Annotated in this window: 17 protein-coding genes; 5 read left to right on the top strand and 12 right to left on the bottom strand. The window is 67.2% G+C overall.

What is annotated here, in order from left to right:
• Window positions 1-48: 48 nt before the first annotated feature.
• A complete protein-coding gene (locus DB30_RS19700; protein ID WP_146659696.1) occupies window positions 49-1,281 on the top strand; it encodes a cytochrome P450 family protein in 1,233 nt (410 codons plus the stop codon).
• A gap of 87 nt (window positions 1,282-1,368) precedes the next feature.
• Here the strand turns inward: DB30_RS19700 and DB30_RS41550 are convergent, their stop codons facing one another.
• From DB30_RS41550 to DB30_RS19685, 3 genes are all read right to left on the bottom strand, one after another.
• Entirely contained in the window at window positions 1,369-3,801 is a 2,433-nt protein-coding gene (locus tag DB30_RS41550) for an amidohydrolase family protein (protein WP_052551237.1), read from the bottom strand.
• A 221-nt stretch (window positions 3,802-4,022) separates the two neighbouring features.
• Complete coding sequence (locus DB30_RS19690; RefSeq protein ID WP_052551235.1) at window positions 4,023-4,304, bottom strand: hypothetical protein; 282 nt, start codon at window positions 4,302-4,304, stop codon at window positions 4,023-4,025.
• A gap of 7 nt (window positions 4,305-4,311) precedes the next feature.
• Entirely contained in the window at window positions 4,312-6,462 is a 2,151-nt protein-coding gene (locus DB30_RS19685) for a DUF3604 domain-containing protein (protein ID WP_146659693.1), read from the bottom strand.
• Window positions 6,463-6,531: 69 nt separating this feature from the next.
• Here DB30_RS19685 and DB30_RS19680 point away from each other — a divergent pair, with 69 nt between their 5' ends.
• The 3 genes from DB30_RS19680 (at window position 6,532) to DB30_RS19670 (ending at window position 10,082) form a co-directional block, all read left to right on the top strand.
• Entirely contained in the window at window positions 6,532-7,335 is an 804-nt protein-coding gene (locus DB30_RS19680; RefSeq protein WP_052551232.1) for a crotonase/enoyl-CoA hydratase family protein, read from the top strand.
• Between the two features lie 312 nt (window positions 7,336-7,647).
• Entirely contained in the window at window positions 7,648-8,703 is a 1,056-nt protein-coding gene (locus DB30_RS19675) for a vWA domain-containing protein (protein ID WP_052551229.1), read from the top strand.
• A gap of 209 nt (window positions 8,704-8,912) precedes the next feature.
• Window positions 8,913-10,082 carry a Kelch repeat-containing protein gene (locus tag DB30_RS19670; RefSeq protein ID WP_165703847.1) on the top strand — a complete coding sequence of 390 codons (1,170 nt, stop codon included), beginning with the start codon at window positions 8,913-8,915 and terminating at the stop codon, window positions 10,080-10,082.
• 160 nt (window positions 10,083-10,242) lie between these two features.
• On the opposite strand, the gene DB30_RS19665 is transcribed toward DB30_RS19670, so the two are convergent.
• The 9 genes from DB30_RS19665 to DB30_RS19625 form a co-directional block, all read right to left on the bottom strand.
• Window positions 10,243-11,100, bottom strand: a complete 858-nt coding sequence (locus DB30_RS19665) for a fumarylacetoacetate hydrolase family protein (RefSeq protein ID WP_052551224.1) — start codon at window positions 11,098-11,100, stop codon at window positions 10,243-10,245.
• Entirely contained in the window at window positions 11,097-11,633 is a 537-nt protein-coding gene (locus tag DB30_RS19660) for a hypothetical protein (protein ID WP_052551222.1), read from the bottom strand. Before DB30_RS19660 ends, DB30_RS19665 begins: the two co-directional genes overlap by 4 nt.
• 54 nt (window positions 11,634-11,687) lie before the next feature.
• On the bottom strand, window positions 11,688-13,088 hold the full coding sequence (locus DB30_RS19655; RefSeq protein ID WP_052551220.1) for a formylglycine-generating enzyme family protein: 1,401 nt from the start codon (window positions 13,086-13,088) through the stop codon (window positions 11,688-11,690).
• A gap of 190 nt (window positions 13,089-13,278) precedes the next feature.
• Window positions 13,279-13,491 (bottom strand): hypothetical protein, encoded by a 213-nt coding sequence (locus DB30_RS19650; RefSeq protein WP_052551218.1) that lies wholly within the window; start codon window positions 13,489-13,491, stop codon window positions 13,279-13,281.
• Window positions 13,492-13,539: 48 nt separating this feature from the next.
• Window positions 13,540-13,824, bottom strand: coding sequence for a hypothetical protein (locus tag DB30_RS19645; RefSeq protein ID WP_052551216.1), 285 nt, complete (start codon window positions 13,822-13,824; stop codon window positions 13,540-13,542).
• Window positions 13,825-14,077: 253 nt separating this feature from the next.
• Window positions 14,078-14,335: a hypothetical protein gene (locus DB30_RS19640; RefSeq protein ID WP_052551214.1), complete on the bottom strand. Its 258-nt coding sequence runs from the start codon at window positions 14,333-14,335 to the stop codon at window positions 14,078-14,080.
• Window positions 14,332-15,729, bottom strand: coding sequence for an AAA family ATPase (locus DB30_RS19635; protein ID WP_052551212.1), 1,398 nt, complete (start codon window positions 15,727-15,729; stop codon window positions 14,332-14,334). Before DB30_RS19635 ends, DB30_RS19640 begins: the two co-directional genes overlap by 4 nt.
• Window positions 15,730-15,770: 41 nt before the next feature.
• Window positions 15,771-17,297 (bottom strand): sodium:solute symporter family protein, encoded by a 1,527-nt coding sequence (locus tag DB30_RS19630; RefSeq protein ID WP_205633025.1) that lies wholly within the window; start codon window positions 17,295-17,297, stop codon window positions 15,771-15,773.
• Window positions 17,294-17,548, bottom strand: coding sequence for a DUF3311 domain-containing protein (locus DB30_RS19625; protein ID WP_052551207.1), 255 nt, complete (start codon window positions 17,546-17,548; stop codon window positions 17,294-17,296). Before DB30_RS19625 ends, DB30_RS19630 begins: the two co-directional genes overlap by 4 nt.
• Before the next feature lie 173 nt (window positions 17,549-17,721).
• On the opposite strand from DB30_RS19625, the gene DB30_RS19620 reads away from it, so the two are divergent.
• Window positions 17,722-18,516, top strand: a complete 795-nt coding sequence (locus DB30_RS19620) for a metallophosphoesterase (protein WP_146659684.1) — start codon at window positions 17,722-17,724, stop codon at window positions 18,514-18,516.
• The last annotated feature ends 44 nt before the right edge of the window (window positions 18,517-18,560 follow it).

Below are 18,560 nucleotides of genomic sequence, written 5' to 3'. Positions count from 1 at the left end.
CGCCCCCGGCACGCTCTCGCGCTAGGCTGCCGTGCAGGCAGTGACCCCATGCGCATTTTGGATCGAGCCCTGGGTATCGACGTGGACTTCGCCAACCCGGCCGCGTGGGCCAACCCGTATCCGCTCTACGCGTGGATGCGCGAGGCCTCGCCCATGATCCGATGTCGGCAGCCCTTCGTGGGCCGGGTCTGGGCGGCGACCCGCTACGAAGACGTCAGCTTGGTGCTGAAGGATCCCAAGCGGTTCAAGAGCAGTCACAGCGGCGCCAACGGGCGCGAGGCCATCTACGAGCGCGTCCTTCCCCAGCTCGTGCGAGGCTTCATGAAGTCGATGGTCTCGGCCGACGGAGACGATCATCGGCGCCTGCGTGGGCTGGTCGCCAAGGCCTTCACGCCCGCACGGATCGAGCAGCTCGAGGCGCGCATTGACGCGATCGCTACCCAGCTGCTCGATCGCGCGATCGAGCGCGGCACCTTCGATCTGATGGCGGCGTTCGCCGTGCCGTTGCCGCTGCGCATCATCTCGGAGCTGCTTGGTGTCGAGGAGCACGAGCGGGCAAAATTTCGCCGCGCGATGGGGCAGATCATCGCCGACCGCAGCGAGTGGTCGCTGATCTACCGGCTGCCCACCTACTGGGAGCTCCGCCGCATGTTCGAGCGGATGCTCGCGCGCAAGCGGGCGCGCCCGACGGACGACCTGACCAGCGACCTGATCGCGGTCGAGCAAGCGGGGGATCAACTCACCGCCGAGGAGCTGCTGAGCATGGTGTTCCTGCTGTTGTTCGCCGGCCACGAGACCACGGTGAACTTGCTCGGCAACGGGACGCTGGCGCTGCTCGAGCATCCCGAACAATTCGAGCGGCTGCGAGACGACCCCGCGCTGGTGCCCTTGGCGATCGAGGAGATGCTGCGCTTCGACAGCCCCGCACACTTTCCCGCCACGCGCTACGTGGCCCAGCGCTGCGAGGTTGGCGGGATGCTGCTGCAACGTGGGGACAAGATCTTGCCGCTGCTCGGCGCCGCGAACCGGGACGCGCGTGCGTTCGATGATCCCGACGTGTTCGATGTGGGGCGCGACCCCAACCGCCACGTCGCGTTTGGGGCCGGGCCGCATTTTTGCGTGGGCGCCCACCTGAGCCGGTTTGAAGGCCGGATCGCGCTCACCCGGCTGGTTCAGCGCTGCCCCGGTCTGCGGCTCGCGGTTGGGCGCGAGGCCCTGCGCTGGCGGCAGAACAACTCGGGGCTGCGCGGGCTGGCGGCGCTGCCGGTTCGGGTCAGCTGAGCGTGGCTTCAAGCCTGGCTCGTCCACGACCTGCGCAAGGCGAGCTGTCGGGACTTCCGGGGGGCGCGAGATGGCGGCTAGCGCGGCTCAGTAGGGCTGGCACATCGGCACGCCGAGCTCGAAGTCCTCGGCCCCGCGCGGGGTCACCTTGAAGTTCGAGAACGACTCGATCAGCACCCCGGTCACCCGAACAAAGCTGGAGTCGAGCGGGCACATGTTGTCGAGCGCCATGAAGAACAGATCATCCACGCGCAGCCCGCTGACCTCGAACTCGTCGTAGTCGTCCGCGCCGTCGGGGTTGACGTTGGTGATCAGCACGTCCGCGACCTGGACCAGCATCGACTCGTGGGCCTCTGCCTGGGCGCCGCCAGTGCTGATCAGCGCTGGATCGAAGAGCTTGGGCTCGAACGCTGCGCCGCCGCCGGGGGTCACGATCGTCGCCTGGGCATCAACGAGCTCGGTCAGATCGAAGTACTCCTCGATCGTACCCTGGACGTCGACGAGATCGCCGACCGCCAGCCCAGCGGGGTTGCCGTTGGTGAACACGAAGATGCCGGTGTAGGGCTCGCCGGTTCCGGTCTCGGCCGTGAACGCGTTGTTGTCGGGGCGGATCGCGGTGACGGTCAGACCTTCGACCAACACGGTTGCACCTGGCGGGACGTGGTTGGGATCGCTGGGATCTTGGATCTGCGGGACAGTCGCCGGGCAAGCTTGGTTGCCGGGGTTGGCGGCGGCGCAGTCGTCACACGCGTCGCCCTTGCCGTCGTCGTCGGCGTCGGCCTGATCGGCGTTGGGATCGAGCGGGCAGTTGTCGTCGTCGTTGGGGACGCCGTCGCCGTCGCTGTCGTTGGGATCGGGCCCCTCGCAGATGTCGCCCTCGTTGCTGGGGCAGGGATCGCAGGCGTCGCCGAGCCCGTCCATGTCGAAGTCGGGCTGGTCCTCCCACAGCGGGAACGGCACGTTGAACACCGGGTTGAACACCTCGGGGCAGTTGTCGAGCTCGTTGGGGATGCCGTCGCCGTCTTGGTCGTCCACGGTTGGGCCGTTGTACTCGTCGCGCGAGGGCACGCAGCTTGGCTCGTCGTCTGGCACGCCGCAGAAGAACAGCGGGTAGCCTGCGGCGGCCTGGACGGCGCTCAGGGTGCTCGAGGTGTCTTGGGCCACGCACGCGCGCTTGGCCACGCCGCACACGTCCAGGGTCTCGCAGGCTGCTTGGCCGAGCGCCGCCGCGCCCAGCAGATCCGCGTCGCCGTAGAGCGGCACGCCGCCGCGCAACACCAGCGCGACCTTGGACTCGTGACCGCGCACGACCGCGCCGTGGTCGGTCTCACCTTGCTTGGCGAACACCGCGATGTCGGCGGTCCAGCCAACCGAGAGCTCGCCGATCGTCAGCTCGGCGCCAACCGCCTGGGCGCCGCCGCTGGTCGCCATGGCCCACAGGTCTTGATCCGAGAAGTAGTCGCCGTAGTGGGTGTCGTCGAGGTACGCGGCGCAGGCCAGCTCGCGCAGCATGTTCATCGAGCCCGAGGCCAGCCAGTCGGTGCCCAGCGACAGCGGGATCCCCAGCGCGTCGAACATGGTGACCGGCGCCGTCGCGCCGTACAGGACCACGTTCGAGCGCGGCGACCAGATCACCTTGGCGTTGGCGGTGACGATCTGCTGGGCCAAGCTCAGCGGGACCCCGACCGCGTGCACGATCGCGGTGTTGGGCTCGACCACGTCAGTCGCGCAGACCAGCTCGTTGCTGGCGTACTCGTTGATGCCCTCGGCGATGTGCGGCAGGTAGGCGCTGCCCTGGATGTCCTGGCTGGTGGTGGGGTCGCCGCCGTAGCTGCAGCCGCTGGCGTGCTGGGTGCCGTCGTTGTCGTCGAGCGGGAAGGTGTCGCTGTCGGCCTGCGGGATGTTGAGGCCCTCGAGCCCGCTGGAGTCGACGTTGCGCAGCAGCCCCGGCTTGCCGCCCGCGCTCGCGGCCGAGGTCGCGCCGGCCATCACAAAGCGCAGCTCGGCGGCCAGGATGCTGTCGTCCGAAGCCCCGCTGTTGGTTGGCAGCGACGCGTGACCGTTGAGACCCTTGCGCCAGTCGTGGCGGTGCTCGTAGCGATCGACGCCCTCACCGATCGGCCAGTTGTTGGCGAAGGTGATGTGATCGTGCGGGTTGATCAAGCCGGGCGAGATGACCGCGTCGGCGCAGGTCAAGGTTGCGAGGCCGGCGTCGCAGTCACAGCCCACGCAGGTGATCGCGCCGGCCTCGATCAGCACCGAGCCGCCGCGGTACACCGCGTCGGGCGCGAGCACGTCGCCGCGGATCAACAATGATCCGCCGGGCTCGCCCTCGGCCGTGCAGGTGCCCACGTCCGCCGGCGGGAGCTCGCCACACTCGACGATCTCGGCTTCGCCACCGGTCTCACCGCCGGTCTCGTCACCGGTTTCGTTGGTGTCGGCGGTGTCGTCAGACGTCGCGCAGGCGGCGGTCGAGGCCACCAGCAGCGAGAGAATGGAAGCGAGGTGGCGAGTCGACATGGTCGCTAAGCGGCTAGCGTTACCCGCTCGCAATCTGTCGGTCAAGCGGAGCTGTTTCGGTGCAGGCGGGGCGATTCGTGGACTTGCGGGGGCTGTTCGCGGATTGCAGGGCGGACTGTCTCGAGAATGTTTCGCAACTTCAGCGAGCTGGAGCAGGAGCTGATAACAAAGCCGCCTGTGTCCAAAGACACAGGCGGCTGACTGCTGCAACTTGGGTGCGATCAGGGGGGCGCCCCGCCGCCGCCGCCCCACTCGCCGCCGGCGCCACCACCGTTGAAGCCGCCGGCACCTTCGAGCACGCCCTGGCCGCCAACGTAGAGGTACAGGGTCGCGACAGCGTCGCCACCCTCGCCACCGTCGTCTTGAACCACGGCGCCGCAGCACTCGGAGTCGCCACCTTCGGCGCCCCACACTTCGATCGTCAGGTTGGTGACCCACGCGGGGACCTCGAACTCGGTGGCCGCGCCAGTGTAGTTGAACTCGACGACCTCGAACCCAACCAAGCCATGGTCAGCAACGGCGCAGATAGATCGGGCTGGACCACGCAGTGTGGCCATCGACCTGGACCGCCTTGACGAACAGCGGCGTGGTCGCGCTGGCTGCGAGCTCGACTTCATGGGTGAACTCGAGGGCGCGCTCGCTAGGTGACTCGGGGTAGCGACAGATGCTGGCGCGCAGATCCAGCCCGCCAAACGAGGCGCTCTGGCCGTTCGCGTCGAGCGTGCCAAGCATTGCCGCGAGCTCGCCAACGCCCGAACGAAACACCACGCGCCCGCGCTGCGCCTGGTCCAACCAAATGTCCAACCCGTCGAGATCACCGGTCGTGCGCGAGCGCAGCTCGATCGTGGTGTCGGTCTGCGCCTGGATCCCATCCATGGGCGAGTCAAACGCGAACACCTGCGCGCGCTCGATGTGCGCGCCTTCGATCTCCACGACGCCGTCCCACGTCGCCCGCCGACCGCGGCCGCGGATCCTCGCGCCGCCCCAGACCAGCCGGATCCGACGCGACGCGCCGCAGTTCGTGAACGCCGCGGGCCGGACCTCGTGGATCAGCTCGCGGCCGCGAAACAGCTGCAGCGACTCGATCGGACCGACGCCCACGACCGAGGCCGTGACCTGCACGCGATCGCGATCGACCGCGAAGCTCGAGCCCATGACCCGACCCTCGACCTCGAAGTTCAGATCCATGCGCGGCCCGGTGGTTCCATAGCAGCGCCGTTGCTTGAGCGCGTTGAACACCGCCGCGCGGGTCAGCGACTCTGCCAGCATGCAAGTCAGCCCGCCGAAGATCCCGAACTGCCCCGCCCCTGGTCCCTCGGCGCCGGGCCGGCCCTTGTGACCGTCGCTGTTGGCGACGACCCCAACCTCGTAGCCCTTGTCGAACGCGTCCCACAGCAGCCACTCGAACACGCCCCAGCACGACATCACCTCGATCAGCGGGCCAAGCTCCTCGTCAAAATACTCGCGGATGTCGGCGTAGCGGCCCCCGCAGTGGGCGGCGAGCACGACCTTGTCTAGATCCACGTGCTCGCGCAGCTTGCTGAACAGCACGTCGGCTGGGTGCGCGGGCGTGTGCTGATCTTCGGGCGTGCCGGGGATCTGCCAGTGACTCGAGCGCATGATCGGCATGCCCTCTTCGAGGTACATGACGTTGCGATCGCCACCCGCGGCGGTGTTGGCCGACCACTCGTAGCCGGGGAACACCACGAACCGGCCGTCTTGGTGGAAGCGCCTGACGACCTCGTTGAGCCGGCGCCAGTCTTCGTCGGTCATCTGAAAGTCGTTGCCCTGATGGCACATCACGTCGAGGTGCGCCCAGTCGCGGCCAAACTCGAAGTACTCGACCTCGGTCCCGGTCCCGACGGTCGCGTCGGACTGTGCGTGCAGATCACCCCAGTACTTGCGGTGCTGCGGGGGCGTCTGGGTGGCGGTGATCGGGTTGCTGACGAAGGTCTGATCGTGCCAGCGCGCGACCACGCGGCCGCTGCAGCTGGTCGCGCAGCGAAGCACCCCCGCGTTGATCTGAACCTCGCCGTCGCCGTCCCAGCTCAGCTCGACCGGGTCCGGCGCTGGCGTGGGGTTGCCCCAGCGGTCTTCACCCTTGACGAAGATCTGTGCCTGCTCGCCCACGACCACCTGGGTCGGCACGATCACCACCACGCTCAGCGGCGCCCCCGAGATGATCGCCAACACCGGTGAGCTCGGCAGCCGCTCGACCAAGCAGGCGTTGGTGGGATCCACCAAGAACCGCAGCTCGTGGGCCGACTCGATGAACGACTGCGCGCGGATCCCCGGCGAGCCCTGGCTGCGATCCCCAAGCGTGATCGTGACGGTGTCGCCGGGTGCGAGGCAGCCGTCGTAGACGTCGATCACCAGGCACTTCATCCACGGTCGCACGTGGGCCTTGGGGTCGTAGCGCGGGCGCAGCTTGGCCTCGCCGGTGGTCGTGACGGTGGTGTAGTTGGGCGCGGTCGGCTCGTCGAATTGCGGGTGCGCCCCGTCCGAGGCGAAGCGCCGCGCGAGCTTGAGGGTCCCGCCTTCGTCGATCCCGTAGCTGCCGACCGTGTAGGTCAGCGTCCACTCGTTCATGCTGCCTGCCACGACTGGGCCGTCGGGGGTCAGGCTGACGTGGCCAAGCCGATGAGTCACGAGATCCGTCACAGGCGCAATCGTCGACGCCGACTCGCGGGAGGTCAACTCAATCGCCTGTTTCTGATAGAACACGCGGCGATGTCCACGCCTGAACGAGTCACTTGCACGATCGAAGCCGGCGTCGCCGAAGTCCAGCTCAACCGGGCAGACAAGCACAACGGTCTGGATCCAGCGATGTTCGAGGCGGTGGTCGCGGCTGGCGAGCAGCTGGCTGAAGACCGCTCGGTCCGCGTCGTGATCCTCAGCGGTGCCGGTCCCTCGTTTTGTGCGGGGCTGGACTTCAAGGCGTTCATCTCGGGCGGCGAGGCTGCGCGCGAGCAGCTGCTGGCATGGAAGGTCGGGCAGCTCGGCAACCTCGCGCAGCGGCTCGCGTGGGTGTGGACGACCGTGCCCGCGCCCGTGATCGCGGCGGTCCACGGGACCTGTGTCGGCGGCGGTCTGCAGCTGGCGCTGGCCGCTGATCTTCGCGTCGTGCATCCAGACACCACGCTGGCCGTGCGCGAGATCGAGTACGGCATGATCCCCGACATGAGCATCAGCAAGACGCTCTCGCGGCTGGTGCGGCTCGACGTGGCCAAAGAGCTGACCTTCACGGGCCGCGACTTCACGGGCCGCGAGGCTGTGGAGCTTGGGGTTGCCACGCGCTCGAGCGAGGACCCGCTCGCGACCGCGCGGGAGATCGCCGCCCAGATCGCGAAGCGCTCCCCGGACGCGGTCCGAGCCGCCAAGCAGCTGTGGAATCACGCGCCTGGGCTTGGCGACGAGGCCGCGCTGCGGCTCGAGACCGCGCTGCAGCTGCCCTTGCTTGGCAGCCGCAATCAGCTCGAGGCCGTGCAGGCGCGGTTCATGAAGCGCGAGCCACAGTTTCACGATCCAAGCTGAGCGCCCCCAGCTGATCGCCGCGTGACCTCGAGTGTCAATGCGCTGAGTGCCAGCCGCGAATTCGCGACTGGCCCCGGCGCACGGCGACCACGCCCGCGCGCGCCGGAGCTGGCACCGAGTCTACATTTTTAGGTGCGCAATATGCCAATGCCATAGTGAGCGCTTTAGCTGGCAATAGCGGCTTTTCTGCATATTGCGACACCGAGCGCCGCCTACCGACCAAAGGATCGATTCGATACCTATGCGAATTACAGCTTTTCATGCCCTTGAAAATCGCTATTGTCATTGTGTTGAACCACCGGAGAGTCCTCAATGCACACCACAAAGCTGCTGTTCTCGTTCACCCTCGTCTCTGCGCTCTTTTCGCTCGCCTGCGCTGACAAGGCCTGGCGCGAGGACGCCGGCGAAGACGGCGACTCCGGCATCGTATTCGAGGGCACGGCCGAGGGCGACGAAGGCCCCGGCGCAATGGACCCGGGCGGGGGGCCGGTCAAGCTCGACGCGCCCGCCGACGAGAGCGGCATGGCCGACGCTGGCGACGCGGGTCACGATCCCGGCTGCCAATTCGTGGATCTATTGTTCGTGATCGACAATTCGGGCAGCATGGACGATGAGCAGGCCAACCTCGTTGGTAGCTTTCCGGGCTTCATTCACGAGATTCAGACCCAGCTCGCCGACGCCGACAGCTACCACGTTGGCGTGATCACAACCGACGAGTACGAGTTCAACGATGGCTGCGACGACGAGGGCGCGATGGTCATCGCAACTGGCGGCAGCGACTCGAGCAAGGCTGTCTGTGGCCCCTACGCGGACGGCTACAGCTACATGACCGAGAACGACGAGCTCGAGACCGCGTTCTCGTGCGCCGCCAAGGTTGGCACCGACGGCGACGGCGACGAGCGCCCCATGCAGACCATGCAGGCCGCGCTGTCCGAAGACATGATCGAGCCCGGCGGCTGCAACGAGGGCTTCTTGCGTGATGACGCGCTGCTGGTGATCGTGATCATCACCGACGAAGAGGACGATCACGAAGAGGACGTATGCACGAACAACGCCTATCAGGGCTCGAGCGGCGGTCCGGCGCAGTGGTTTGATGAGGTGGTCGCCGCCAAGGGCGGGGTCGAGCAGAACATTGTCGTGCTCTCGCTCGTGGGGCCGCCGGGGCCCGACCCGGAGAGCTGCCCATTGCTCGACAAGTGCGTCAACGGGTCTGACGGGGCCGAGGTCGCCGAGCGGATCGTGGCATTCACGACGATGTTCACCAACGGCTTTGTTGGGCAGATCTGCGCGCCTTCGTACGAGACCTTCTTCGCCGAGGCGGTCGGTGTGATCTCCGCGGCGTGCGAGAATTTCGTGCCTATCGGGTGAGCCGGGCCCATGCCTGACCGCCGGTCAGGTTCGTGGCTAATTGCGCGCAAACCAGGCAAAGAAGGCAGCACGGGGAGCGGAATATCCCCGTCGCACGCGGGCGAGTTGTGACACTCTGCCGCGTGCTCAATTTACATCCACTCCACTCTCTTGAACGGCGGGCGAGCGAGCGATCCCCGCGGGCGCTTGGCCTCGTGATCATGCTTGCGATGACCGCGTGCGGCGTCGACGATGTCGACCAGGGCGAGCAGGATCAGCTTCGTGACTCGCCGATCTCCATTCAACCTGCATGGGAGGCCGTCGCGCAGCATGGGGACGTTCCTCCGGGGATCTGGGAGGCCGGCGCCTCGTTTGCCCGTGGCGGCAACCCCGACGTCATCTATCGGTTTGGCGGACAGGTCGGGAGCTTTCCCAACGATCCCACCCTCAACGACTTTTACGCGCTCGATCTGGGCACCGGAACCTGGACGAATTTGGCGGCCACCCAGCCGCCAGCGCCACGCGCCGACACCCTGTTGGTCCCGGGTCCATGTGGCAACTGCGTGAGCATCGTGGGCGGGCGCGGGCGCTTTCGTACTGGCGACGATCACATGTTCCCCGAGATGTGGACGTATCACACGAAGAGCCAATCATGGGAGTTGGCGACCGGCGACAAGCTGGGGGATCCGCTCGCCGTGCGACGTTCCTCGGCGCTGGTCGTGGCGGTGCCCAGCCCCGGCCACCCCAACAAGAAAAAGACGCTCTACGCGTTTGGCGGGGTCGGCAACACCCTGTCCGGGTTTGCCCGCACGCCGACGGGGCTGCGCAACGATGTCGCGGTCTACGACTATGACGCGGGTTGGGGCGTGCTGCCCACCTTTGGCCAGGCTCCTGCACCCCGAGCCTGGGCGACGGGCGGCTACGATCCAGACAATCGGTCGCTCTTGGTGTTTGGTGGCTACCGGCTTGGTGCCGACCAGGGCCCGGAGACGCCGCCGTGGGAGCTGTTTGGCCCAACAAACTACGAGAACGATCTGTGGGCGCTGGACCTCGACTCGTCGACCTGGACGAAGCTCGAGCCCGAGGGACTGGTGCCCTCGCCTCGCGACAATAGCGTCGCGTTCTTCGACGCCGCCCACGGTGGGTTGGTCGTGTACGGCGGACAGACCTTCGAGGGCCTGTCCGACGAGCTGTGGTTCTACGCGGTCGCGGACAACGAGTGGACGCAGATCCCCCTCGACCCGAACGCAGCGGTCCCGGAGATGCGGGTTGGCGGGGTGGCCTTCGTCCGCGACACGCCAAACGCGTACGAGCTCTACCTGCAAGGCGGAGCCTCGTCCGAGGGTGAGCCAAGCGTGTACTTTGACGATCTGTGGAAGCTGACTTGGCCCAAAAACTAGGTTAGGCGCTTGATGCCGCAGATCGGAGGGTCCTCTGATCCGCGGCACCAACACGAGTCCAACGGCGTCCATGCGGCGGACGGCGGGGTGATCACGCCAAGCACCACGCCGGCCGGGTCACTCACGATCGCGATCCGACGTGCACAGCACGAAGCTGTGATCAGCGTCCGCCACCAACGATCGGCGTGACGAGCCGCCCGAGCTCCAACCCGCCAAGCTCGATCCGCACCACCTGCCCAGGAGCCAGCGCCGCGACCCCAGCCGGCGTGCCGGTGAAGATCAGATCCCCAGGTTCCAGCGTCATCCCGTCCGACAGGTGCTCGATCAGGTCCGGGATCGAGAAGATCATGTCGGACACCCGCCCGCGCTGCACGGGTACGTCGTCCAGATACCCGCGGATCTCGAGCTCGCTGACCGGCAGCTCCCAGCCCGGCGCGACCAGGCGCATGAACGGTGAGACCGGCCCAAAGCCGTCGAGGCCCTTGGCCCGCGTCCATTGCTTGTCACGCTTTTGCAGGTCGCGGCACGACACGTCGTTGCCGAGCAAGTACCCCGCGACGTGCTGCCACGCGTTGGCGGCCGGGATCGATCGCGCGCGCCGACCGATCACCGCGACCAGCTCGGACTCCATGTCGATCCGCTCGTACCCCGGCGGCAGCGCGAGGGCGTCGCCCGATACGATCAAGCAAGACGGCGCCTTCAGGAAGCAAAGCGGCGTCGTTGGGACTTCGTTGCCAAGCTCTTCGGCGTGAGCTCGGTAGTTGCGGCCGATCCCAACCACCTTCTGGGGCAGACACGGCGGGAGCAGGCGCAGCCCAACCAGCGTGCGCGCCGGACCGAGCGCAGGGGCCTTGGCCGCGAGCGTGGCTGGGTCGCCAAGCTCTGCGCTGGCGTGCGCGAAGGGATCTGCGATCGGCTCCCACGCGGTGTTTGGGCCGGGCGCGTCGCCGCGGGTGGTGCAGCGCCACGAGCCTTCGGGCGTGCGCGCGAGCCACAGCGTGTCGGCGGCCTCGCTCACTGGACCACGCTCAAGAACATGGTGGGTACGTCCTTCGCTACGCCGCACACGACCGTGTACTCGTAGGTGCTCGTCTTGCCCTTGAGCGTCAGGTACCCCTGCGGCGTCGTGGTCGTGGCTGGGAGATCGGGGATCGACTCGCCAAGCTTGGCCTTGGCCGCCTCCAGACACTGCTCTGGCGTGGTTCCGGCGGTCAGCTCGAGCACGATCATCGTCGCGGACTGCCCTGTTGGCAGGGGATTCGAGCGCTCGTCCTGGCGAACGACCTTCGCGTGCTCGAACGCGTTCACGCTAAACCAGCTTGGCAACGGGCCCGGCTCGGATGGCGCTGTCGGCTCGGGGCTGCTGAATCCGTCGTTCCCTGCTGGCTCGGGCTCGGCCTCGACCGGCTTGACCGGGCCGTCCGCGGGCTTGGCATCCTTCTTCGCGCCGGCCTTCGTCGCACCCGTGTCTGCGGCCCCGCTTGGACCCGGACAGCCAGCGAGTGTCAGCAGCGCTCCCGCAACAACAATTCCTCGGATCGCCCTCGGCATCGCCCGCGATAGTACGTGCTAGAGCGCCGCGAGCCGAGCCCGACCCACGCCCACTCAGTGACTCCGAATGCAGCGAGCCATCAGCGGCTCGTCGTCGTTGGCTTCGACGGGCCCCCACTCGGCGGTCTGCGTGTCGACGTAGGTCTGCTCGACCGCGCCCTCGACCGCCCAAAACGGGCCGGGCCCCCCGAACCACAGCGCGACCTCGCGGATCTCCTCGAGGGTTGGCAGCCGCCAGCCGTTGCCGCCCTCGGGCAGCTCCTCGGGATCCCCAGGCGCCCGCAGCACGCTGCAATAGCGGACCGCCTCTTCCCGGTTCACGACCTCCGCGACCGCCAGGAACATGTCGTACTTGCCCTCTTGCCGATACAGCGGCAGCGGCACCGCGGGCACGGGCACCGTCAGGATTGGCTGCTCGGGCTCGAGGTCGGCCGCGCAGCGAAACCCAAGCCGCGCGTGCTGGGCGACCGCGCGATCGCCCTCGAAGTTGCTGGTGGGAAGGGTGACGATCGACTGGCCCGGCGCGAGCTGCCACGCGCCCGCGCGCGCCCCCGTGCGACCGCCCTTGACCACGTAGCGCTGGCCAAGCTCGCAGTCCTCGCCGCCGCACAGACCCTGCTTCCAGGCCGCCCACGATCGCGCCAGCGGCCCGGTCTCGCTGCGGAATTTCCCGCCAAGGTAGTGCGAGAGGTTGGCGTCGTCGATGTATGCGTCTGCGACCCACTCGATCGCGTTGCCGCCGAAGCCCTTGAGCCCGAAGTAGCTGATGTCGAGCGGATCGTAGCCAACCGGGCCCAGCGCCAGCCCAAGCTCGTCGCGGAAGTCGTGGCCCCACGGGTAGATCCAGCCTTCGGGCCCGCGCGCCGCGTACTCCCACTCGGCCTCGGTGGGCAGCCGCGCGCCCCGCCACTCGCAGTAAGTCTGGGCCTGCTCGTGGGTCACACAGGTCTGGGGAAACGCGCCCAGATCCGCGGTGCCGATCTGCGCTTCCGTGGGCCGGCCGTCGGTGCCGTCGAGGCAGACCGGCAGGGTGCACGTGCCATCGTCCACGCACTTGGCGTAGGCAAGCCGCGAGATCTCGTAGCCGTCGATCCAGTAGCTGGGCAGGTGATCCTGAAACAGCGGCTGGCCAGCGTGTTGGACGTAGGCGCGCTCGCGCGTGTGCCCAGCGTCGTAGCGCGAGGGGATGTCGCCACGCATGAACGCGCCCGCCGGGATCTGAACCATCCCGCCAAACTCGTGCTCGCGGGTTGCAAGTCGCACGCACGCGCCCTCGGGATCGATGCCGCGGCCGCGGCCGCACTCGTCGGCGCTAACCACCGCCTCGGGGCTGTCCTCGGCGATCGCCGGGCCCTTGTAGGGCACACCCATCGGGATCACGTGGGGCTCGTCGTAGTAGGCCTGACGCGGATCCGACCCTTCGTCTTGGGGCGCGCAGCCGATCGAGATGGACACGCATGCGAGGCACGCGAGGGAGACGAGAGAAGCGGGAGACGCGGTCATGGGGGCCCTGACAGCGAGAAGATGACCACGGCGAGCACGTCGACGACAAGTCCGAGCGCCGGATCTCTGGTTCGGGCGCTGTGTTCGCCGCTACGCGGGCGCGCGCCAACACCGTTGGCACGCGCGCATCGACCGTTTCTCGCTACTGCGGCACGATGTTGAGGTCCTGGCCGCCGGGGTACCAGTCGCTGGTGTACTGGCCGTAGCCGTAGACCTGGACGCCAAACTCCTGGTTGCCGTCGAGCTCGTGGTTGCCGTCGAGCTCGTGGTTGGACAGCACCACGCGCGCGACCGAGTCGCCCGTTGCCCCGATCGCGGACCAGTTGTTCACCGAGTTGCCGTCAACCGTGATCACGGCCCCAGTTGGTGCGACCAGGTTGGCCAGGCTGTCGGTGTAGTTGGTTCACGGGTAGATGACCTCGAGGCTCAGGCCCCAGCGCAGGCGAACGTGCTCGGGGAAGCTTCGGTCGAGGACGTCGAGCGAGAGCGCCACGAACTGCGCCCGCGCGACCCGGAAGCGCGTCGTTTGAACCTCCCAGACGCCGCGAATGCGGTGGGGGTCGTTGGTCGAGATCGCAGCTTCGATCGCGGCGACGCAGGACCGGACGTGGCTCGCGAGTTCCTTCCAGCTCTCGACGAGACCTGGCTTGGCGATTGGCTCGTGGGTCCACTTCAGAGCGCCGAGCATCGCTCGACCTCGGCGCGACTCGGCGCGACTCGGCGCGCGCGGTGGGAAACCAAAAGTCCGCGGCTAGGGCGAATTGAATGTGCTCGCGTGGATCCTCTTCGGCCGGATGGATGAGCATCGGCGCTTCTGTCCCTGGCGGCTGCGCCTCATCAGTCAGGGGTTTCGAGCCTTCGAGCAGGGGGAAGCTTGCACCCTTGCTCGTGTTGCATTGCTCGCAGGCGAACAGCAGATTGTCCCAGGTCCAAGTCAGCCATCAATAGGCGCGCTTGGGCCGAAAGTGCTCGACGTGCTTCCAGCTCACGCTTTGTTGTCGCTCTTCGCAGTAACAACACTTGTGGTACTGGGCGGACGCGAGGGCCTGCCGAGCGATCTTGTACTCACGCATGAGGATGTCCGCGATTGGCTCGACCCCACGAGCGATCTCGGGCCGCACGCGCTCGAGTTCCCTGTCGCGGACTTCCGCGAGCGCCGGACACAAATCGGCCTCTGACCCGCGCTTGATCCTGATCATGCCGACTTGCGCTCGAGCGGCTGCCAGTCGAAGTGAAGTCCGGCACCCTCGAGAACCGTTCGCAGTTGTTCGAGCTCAGCTTGCTCTTCATCGCTTCGGTAGGGGTCGTTGGCGAGGTTGCCGTAGCGACGAAGTTGCTTGGCGAGGTTGATGGGGTACAGCTGGTCGATGCCAAAGTACTGCTCGAGCATCTGCGTGCCGGTCATCAGCTTGGCCGCGCGCTCTGCCTGGCGAGGGACGATGTCGCCGCTAGCGGGGTCCTGCTCGCACATGATGATCTCGTCGGCCTCGAGGCCCGCGAGCAACATCGGCGAGTGGGTCGTCACTACAAATTGTAGCCGGGGGAAGGTCCGCTTGAGCGCAGGGATCAGCCCGACTTGCCAGCGCGGGTGAAGGTGGAGATCGAGCTCGTCGACGAGCACGAGGCCCTCCATCTGTTCCGGCTCGATGTCGACGGAGAGCCCGGCGGCGCTGGCTTCCCACAGGATGTGGCCAATGACATCAGCGAGCCACGCGAGGGCGGCCTGGTACCCGTGCGAGAGCCAGGTCGCCGGCAGCTTGACGACGCCCGGACCGGCTCGCACATCGAAGCGATGGCTGTGGATCAAGCCGTCGGCTGTGTTCGCGCCGCCCTTGCCGCGAAGATCGAAGTTCTCGATGTTTGGGAGCATGTCCTCGTGCGTGAGGAGCACGTGCTTGAGGATCCGCGCGAAGGTCAGCGCCTGTTCGCCATCAAAGTGATCCGCGAAACCTGTTCCAATCAGCTCGCCTCGATCGAACAGTGGCTCCACTCGCGTGCGAACCAGGTCTTCGGGCCTGGTCGTCGACCGAGGGAGCGGCAACGACCTGCGCACGCCGTAGCCAGCCATGAACCAATGTGGGAGGCCTAGGTCGCGGGCTTCTTCGAGTGGGTCGTTCAATGGGCTCAGGACGTCAGCACCATTCAGGAGTGACTGGCCGATTCGGAGGCCTGACTGCACCGCACCCCGTTGGTCATACCGCTGATCGTAGGACGACCCGCCGTTGAACAGTCGCCGCTCGGGCTCGAGGATCAAATGTGTGTCGACCAGCTGATTCGGAATTGGAGGTTCGAGACCAGGATACTTGCGCCCGCAGCGTTCGCCGACTTCGCCGAAGCCAAACTGGCCGCGGACTGTCACCGCGGACTCGGGCCGCCGGGCATCTCGAAGCGAGCTCAGCAGATCCTGCGCCAGCTGGTTCGCGCGGTCCCGCCCGGAGGCGGCGAGCGCGAGCGCGCGCAGGATCGACGTCTTGCACAGCCCGTTGGGGCCGACCAGGACCGTCCACATCCGGGGCTCGCCATCTCGGGTGAAGTCGAGCTCGAAGTTCCTCAGCAGCTTGATGCCGTCGATGTGGATCTTGCGGACGTACACGCGTCACCAGTCTACCCCGGCGCCCGATCGTGCGCGAGGGCTCAAAGCTCGAAGCGCTCGAGCAGCGCCGCGCTCGGCCGCGGCCCCCTCAGCGAGAACACGACCATCGCCACCACGTTCGCAACCAGCCCGATCAACCCAATCTCCAGCTCCAGCGGGTTGATCACCGCGGCCAACCCCGGCGCGGTCTTCTGCACCACAAACAGCGCAAAGATCGTCCCCAACCCCGCGATCAACCCCGCCCGCGCCCCCGCTCCGTTGGCGCGCCTCCAGTACAGCCCAAACATCACGACCGGCAAAAATTGGATCGGCACCGCGTACGCGAGCAGCAACAGATCTACCACCGAGGTCCCGCCCGCGCTCCCCAGCACCAACCAGCTGACCAGCGCCAACATCACCACGACCACCCGCATCGCCCGGGTCTGGGCCCGGTCGTCCTCGCGCAGCGTCGCATGCTCGCCGCCACGCAGCTTCCGCAGCAGCCCCCGCACGCGCGGGCGCGACTCGAGCGGCAGCAACACGTCGCGGACCGTGATCGATCCGCCCGCGTGCAGCAGCGCGTCTCCGGTCGACATCGACGCGGCCAAGATCGCAAACGCCAAGAACGCGAACAGCACCGGGTGCACCGCCTCGCCCTGGACCAAGTCGACGAGCCACAGCAGCACCGAGTCGTCGCTTGGCCCGCCCGCGAGCAGCGCGACGTAGCCAAGAAACAGCAGGGGCAAGATGAAGAACAAGAAGCTTGGGTAGAACACGACCGAGAGCTGCACGAGCCGGGCGCTGCGGGCCGTGAAGCACTTCATGAACATGTGCGGCCACATGGCGAAGCCCAGGATCGACATCAGGATCTCGGAGCTGTAGCGCGCGATCGGGGTCTTCCCTTCGGGGCCCGGCAGCGTCAGGTACTCGGGGTGTTCAACGACCACCCGATCGAACATCGCGCTCACGGACCCGTACAGCTTGGTCGGCAGCCACAGCCCGATCACCCAGATCGCGATCAGCATGACCACGCCCTGGATCACGTTGGTCCAGCCAACCCCACGCACGCCGCCCGCGAGCACGTAGACCAACACCACGGCGTAGACCAAGCCGGCGCCAAGCTGCTCGGGCCAGCCGGTGACCGCGTGCATGACCACGCCCGCGCCCTTGAGCTGGATCACCAGGTAGGGCACGAACGCGATCAGGGTCGCGCTGCCCATCAACACGCTCACGCTCGGGCTCTCGAAGCGCGCGGCGAACAGCTCGGCTTGGGTCACGAAGCCCTCGCGGGCGCCGATCCTTCGGACGCGCGCGCCGTAGAAAAACAGCGGGACCAGCCCGACCGCCCCAAACGCGAGCACGTAGAACGCGTCCGAGCCCTTGGCGATCACCCGCTGCGGCGTGCCCAGCAGCGCGTAGGCAGAGAAGATCGTCGCCCCGACCACGAAGTACATGACCAACGGACCAAACGCCCGCTCGCCCGCGACGAAGTCGTCGGTCCCGCCCTTGCCCTTGCGACCGGCGAGCACGCCCACGACCAGCGCGATCGCGAGGTAGGCGAACACGACCCCAGCGGCCAGCGGCCTCAAGCCAGACCCCCCGGTCCAGCGTGGTCAGGCTCGTCCGCGTCGATCAGGCGCAGCTGGTAGAGCAGCAGCAGCACCGCAAAGTTGCAGAGGATCACCCCCAGCACCCAGATCAGCGAGAACGGCAGCCCGAACACGCGCGGCTCGATGCGGTTGCCCAACCAGGGGTAGATCGGCCAGACCAGCGCGGCCGCGGACAGAGCAAAGTAGAGCACCGACAAGCGCAGCGCCCACTTCGAGCGGGATGTGGTCACCGCGCTACGCTAACCTCACAAACCTCTAGCCGGCAAAGTTCGCCCGCGCTGTGGGTCCTGCGCGTCCTCTTTGCCGGCTAGCTTGCGCGCGCGCAAATGCCAGGCATGTTGTCGTCGTGGCTGCTTCGCGGCTGACCAACACATCCAGGTTCGCTAGGCGCAGCTCACAGGCCGTGCGGCGTGTGGTGGGGATGGACACCGAGGTCCGTCTGCGCGAGTGGACCGTGTGGATCCCCAAGCTCGATCCCAACCATGATGGTCTTCGGATCGGTCATGTGAGCGACGTCCACGTTGGCATCGTCACGCCCGACCAGCGGATCCGCAACGCGGTTGGACTGCTCGCCGAGGCCTCGCCAGATCTGTGTCTTCTCACGGGTGATTTCGCCAGTCGTCGCCCGGCCCCGCTCGCGCGGCTCGGTAGGTTGCTCACGGGGTTGCCGGTCGACAGCACATATTTCGTGCTGGGTAACCATGATCATTTGGTCGACGCCGAACAGGTCACGCGTGAGCTCGAGGGCGTTGGCTATACGCACCTCGACAACCGCCATCGCACGCTGAATTTACGTGGCGCGCCGCTGCATGTGATCGGTTTTGACGATCCCGTGACCCGCCGCCACCGTCCGGCAGAGGCGATGCGTGGCGTCCCCGAGCTCGGAACCCGCGTGCTGCTGGCACACCAAGCAGAGAGCGTTGGCGAAGTGCTCGAGCTTGGTCAGCACGTGGATCTGTGTGTCAGCGGCCATACGCACGGCGGCCAGATCTACGTCCCAGGCATGACCGACGCCCTGATGGCGAAGCTCGGTCTTCGGCACCTGAGGGGCCTGTGCCGCTACGATCAGCACGGTCCGTGGCTCCACGTCACGCACGGCGTTGGAGCGGCCGTCAGCCCGCTGCGTGTCGCGTCGCGTCCGGAAGTTGGGCTCCTAACCCTACGGCGTGACCGCTCCGGCGTTAGCTTTCGTGGCTGATCGGCATCCGCTCGGGGCCACCCGAATCGGTCGGCAAAAAGACC

The sequence above is a fragment of the Enhygromyxa salina genome, from assembly GCF_000737335.2.
Classification (GTDB): Bacteria; Myxococcota_A; Polyangia; order Nannocystales; family Nannocystaceae; genus Plesiocystis; species Plesiocystis salina_C.
This window is presented reverse-complemented; position numbering and strand designations above follow the sequence as displayed.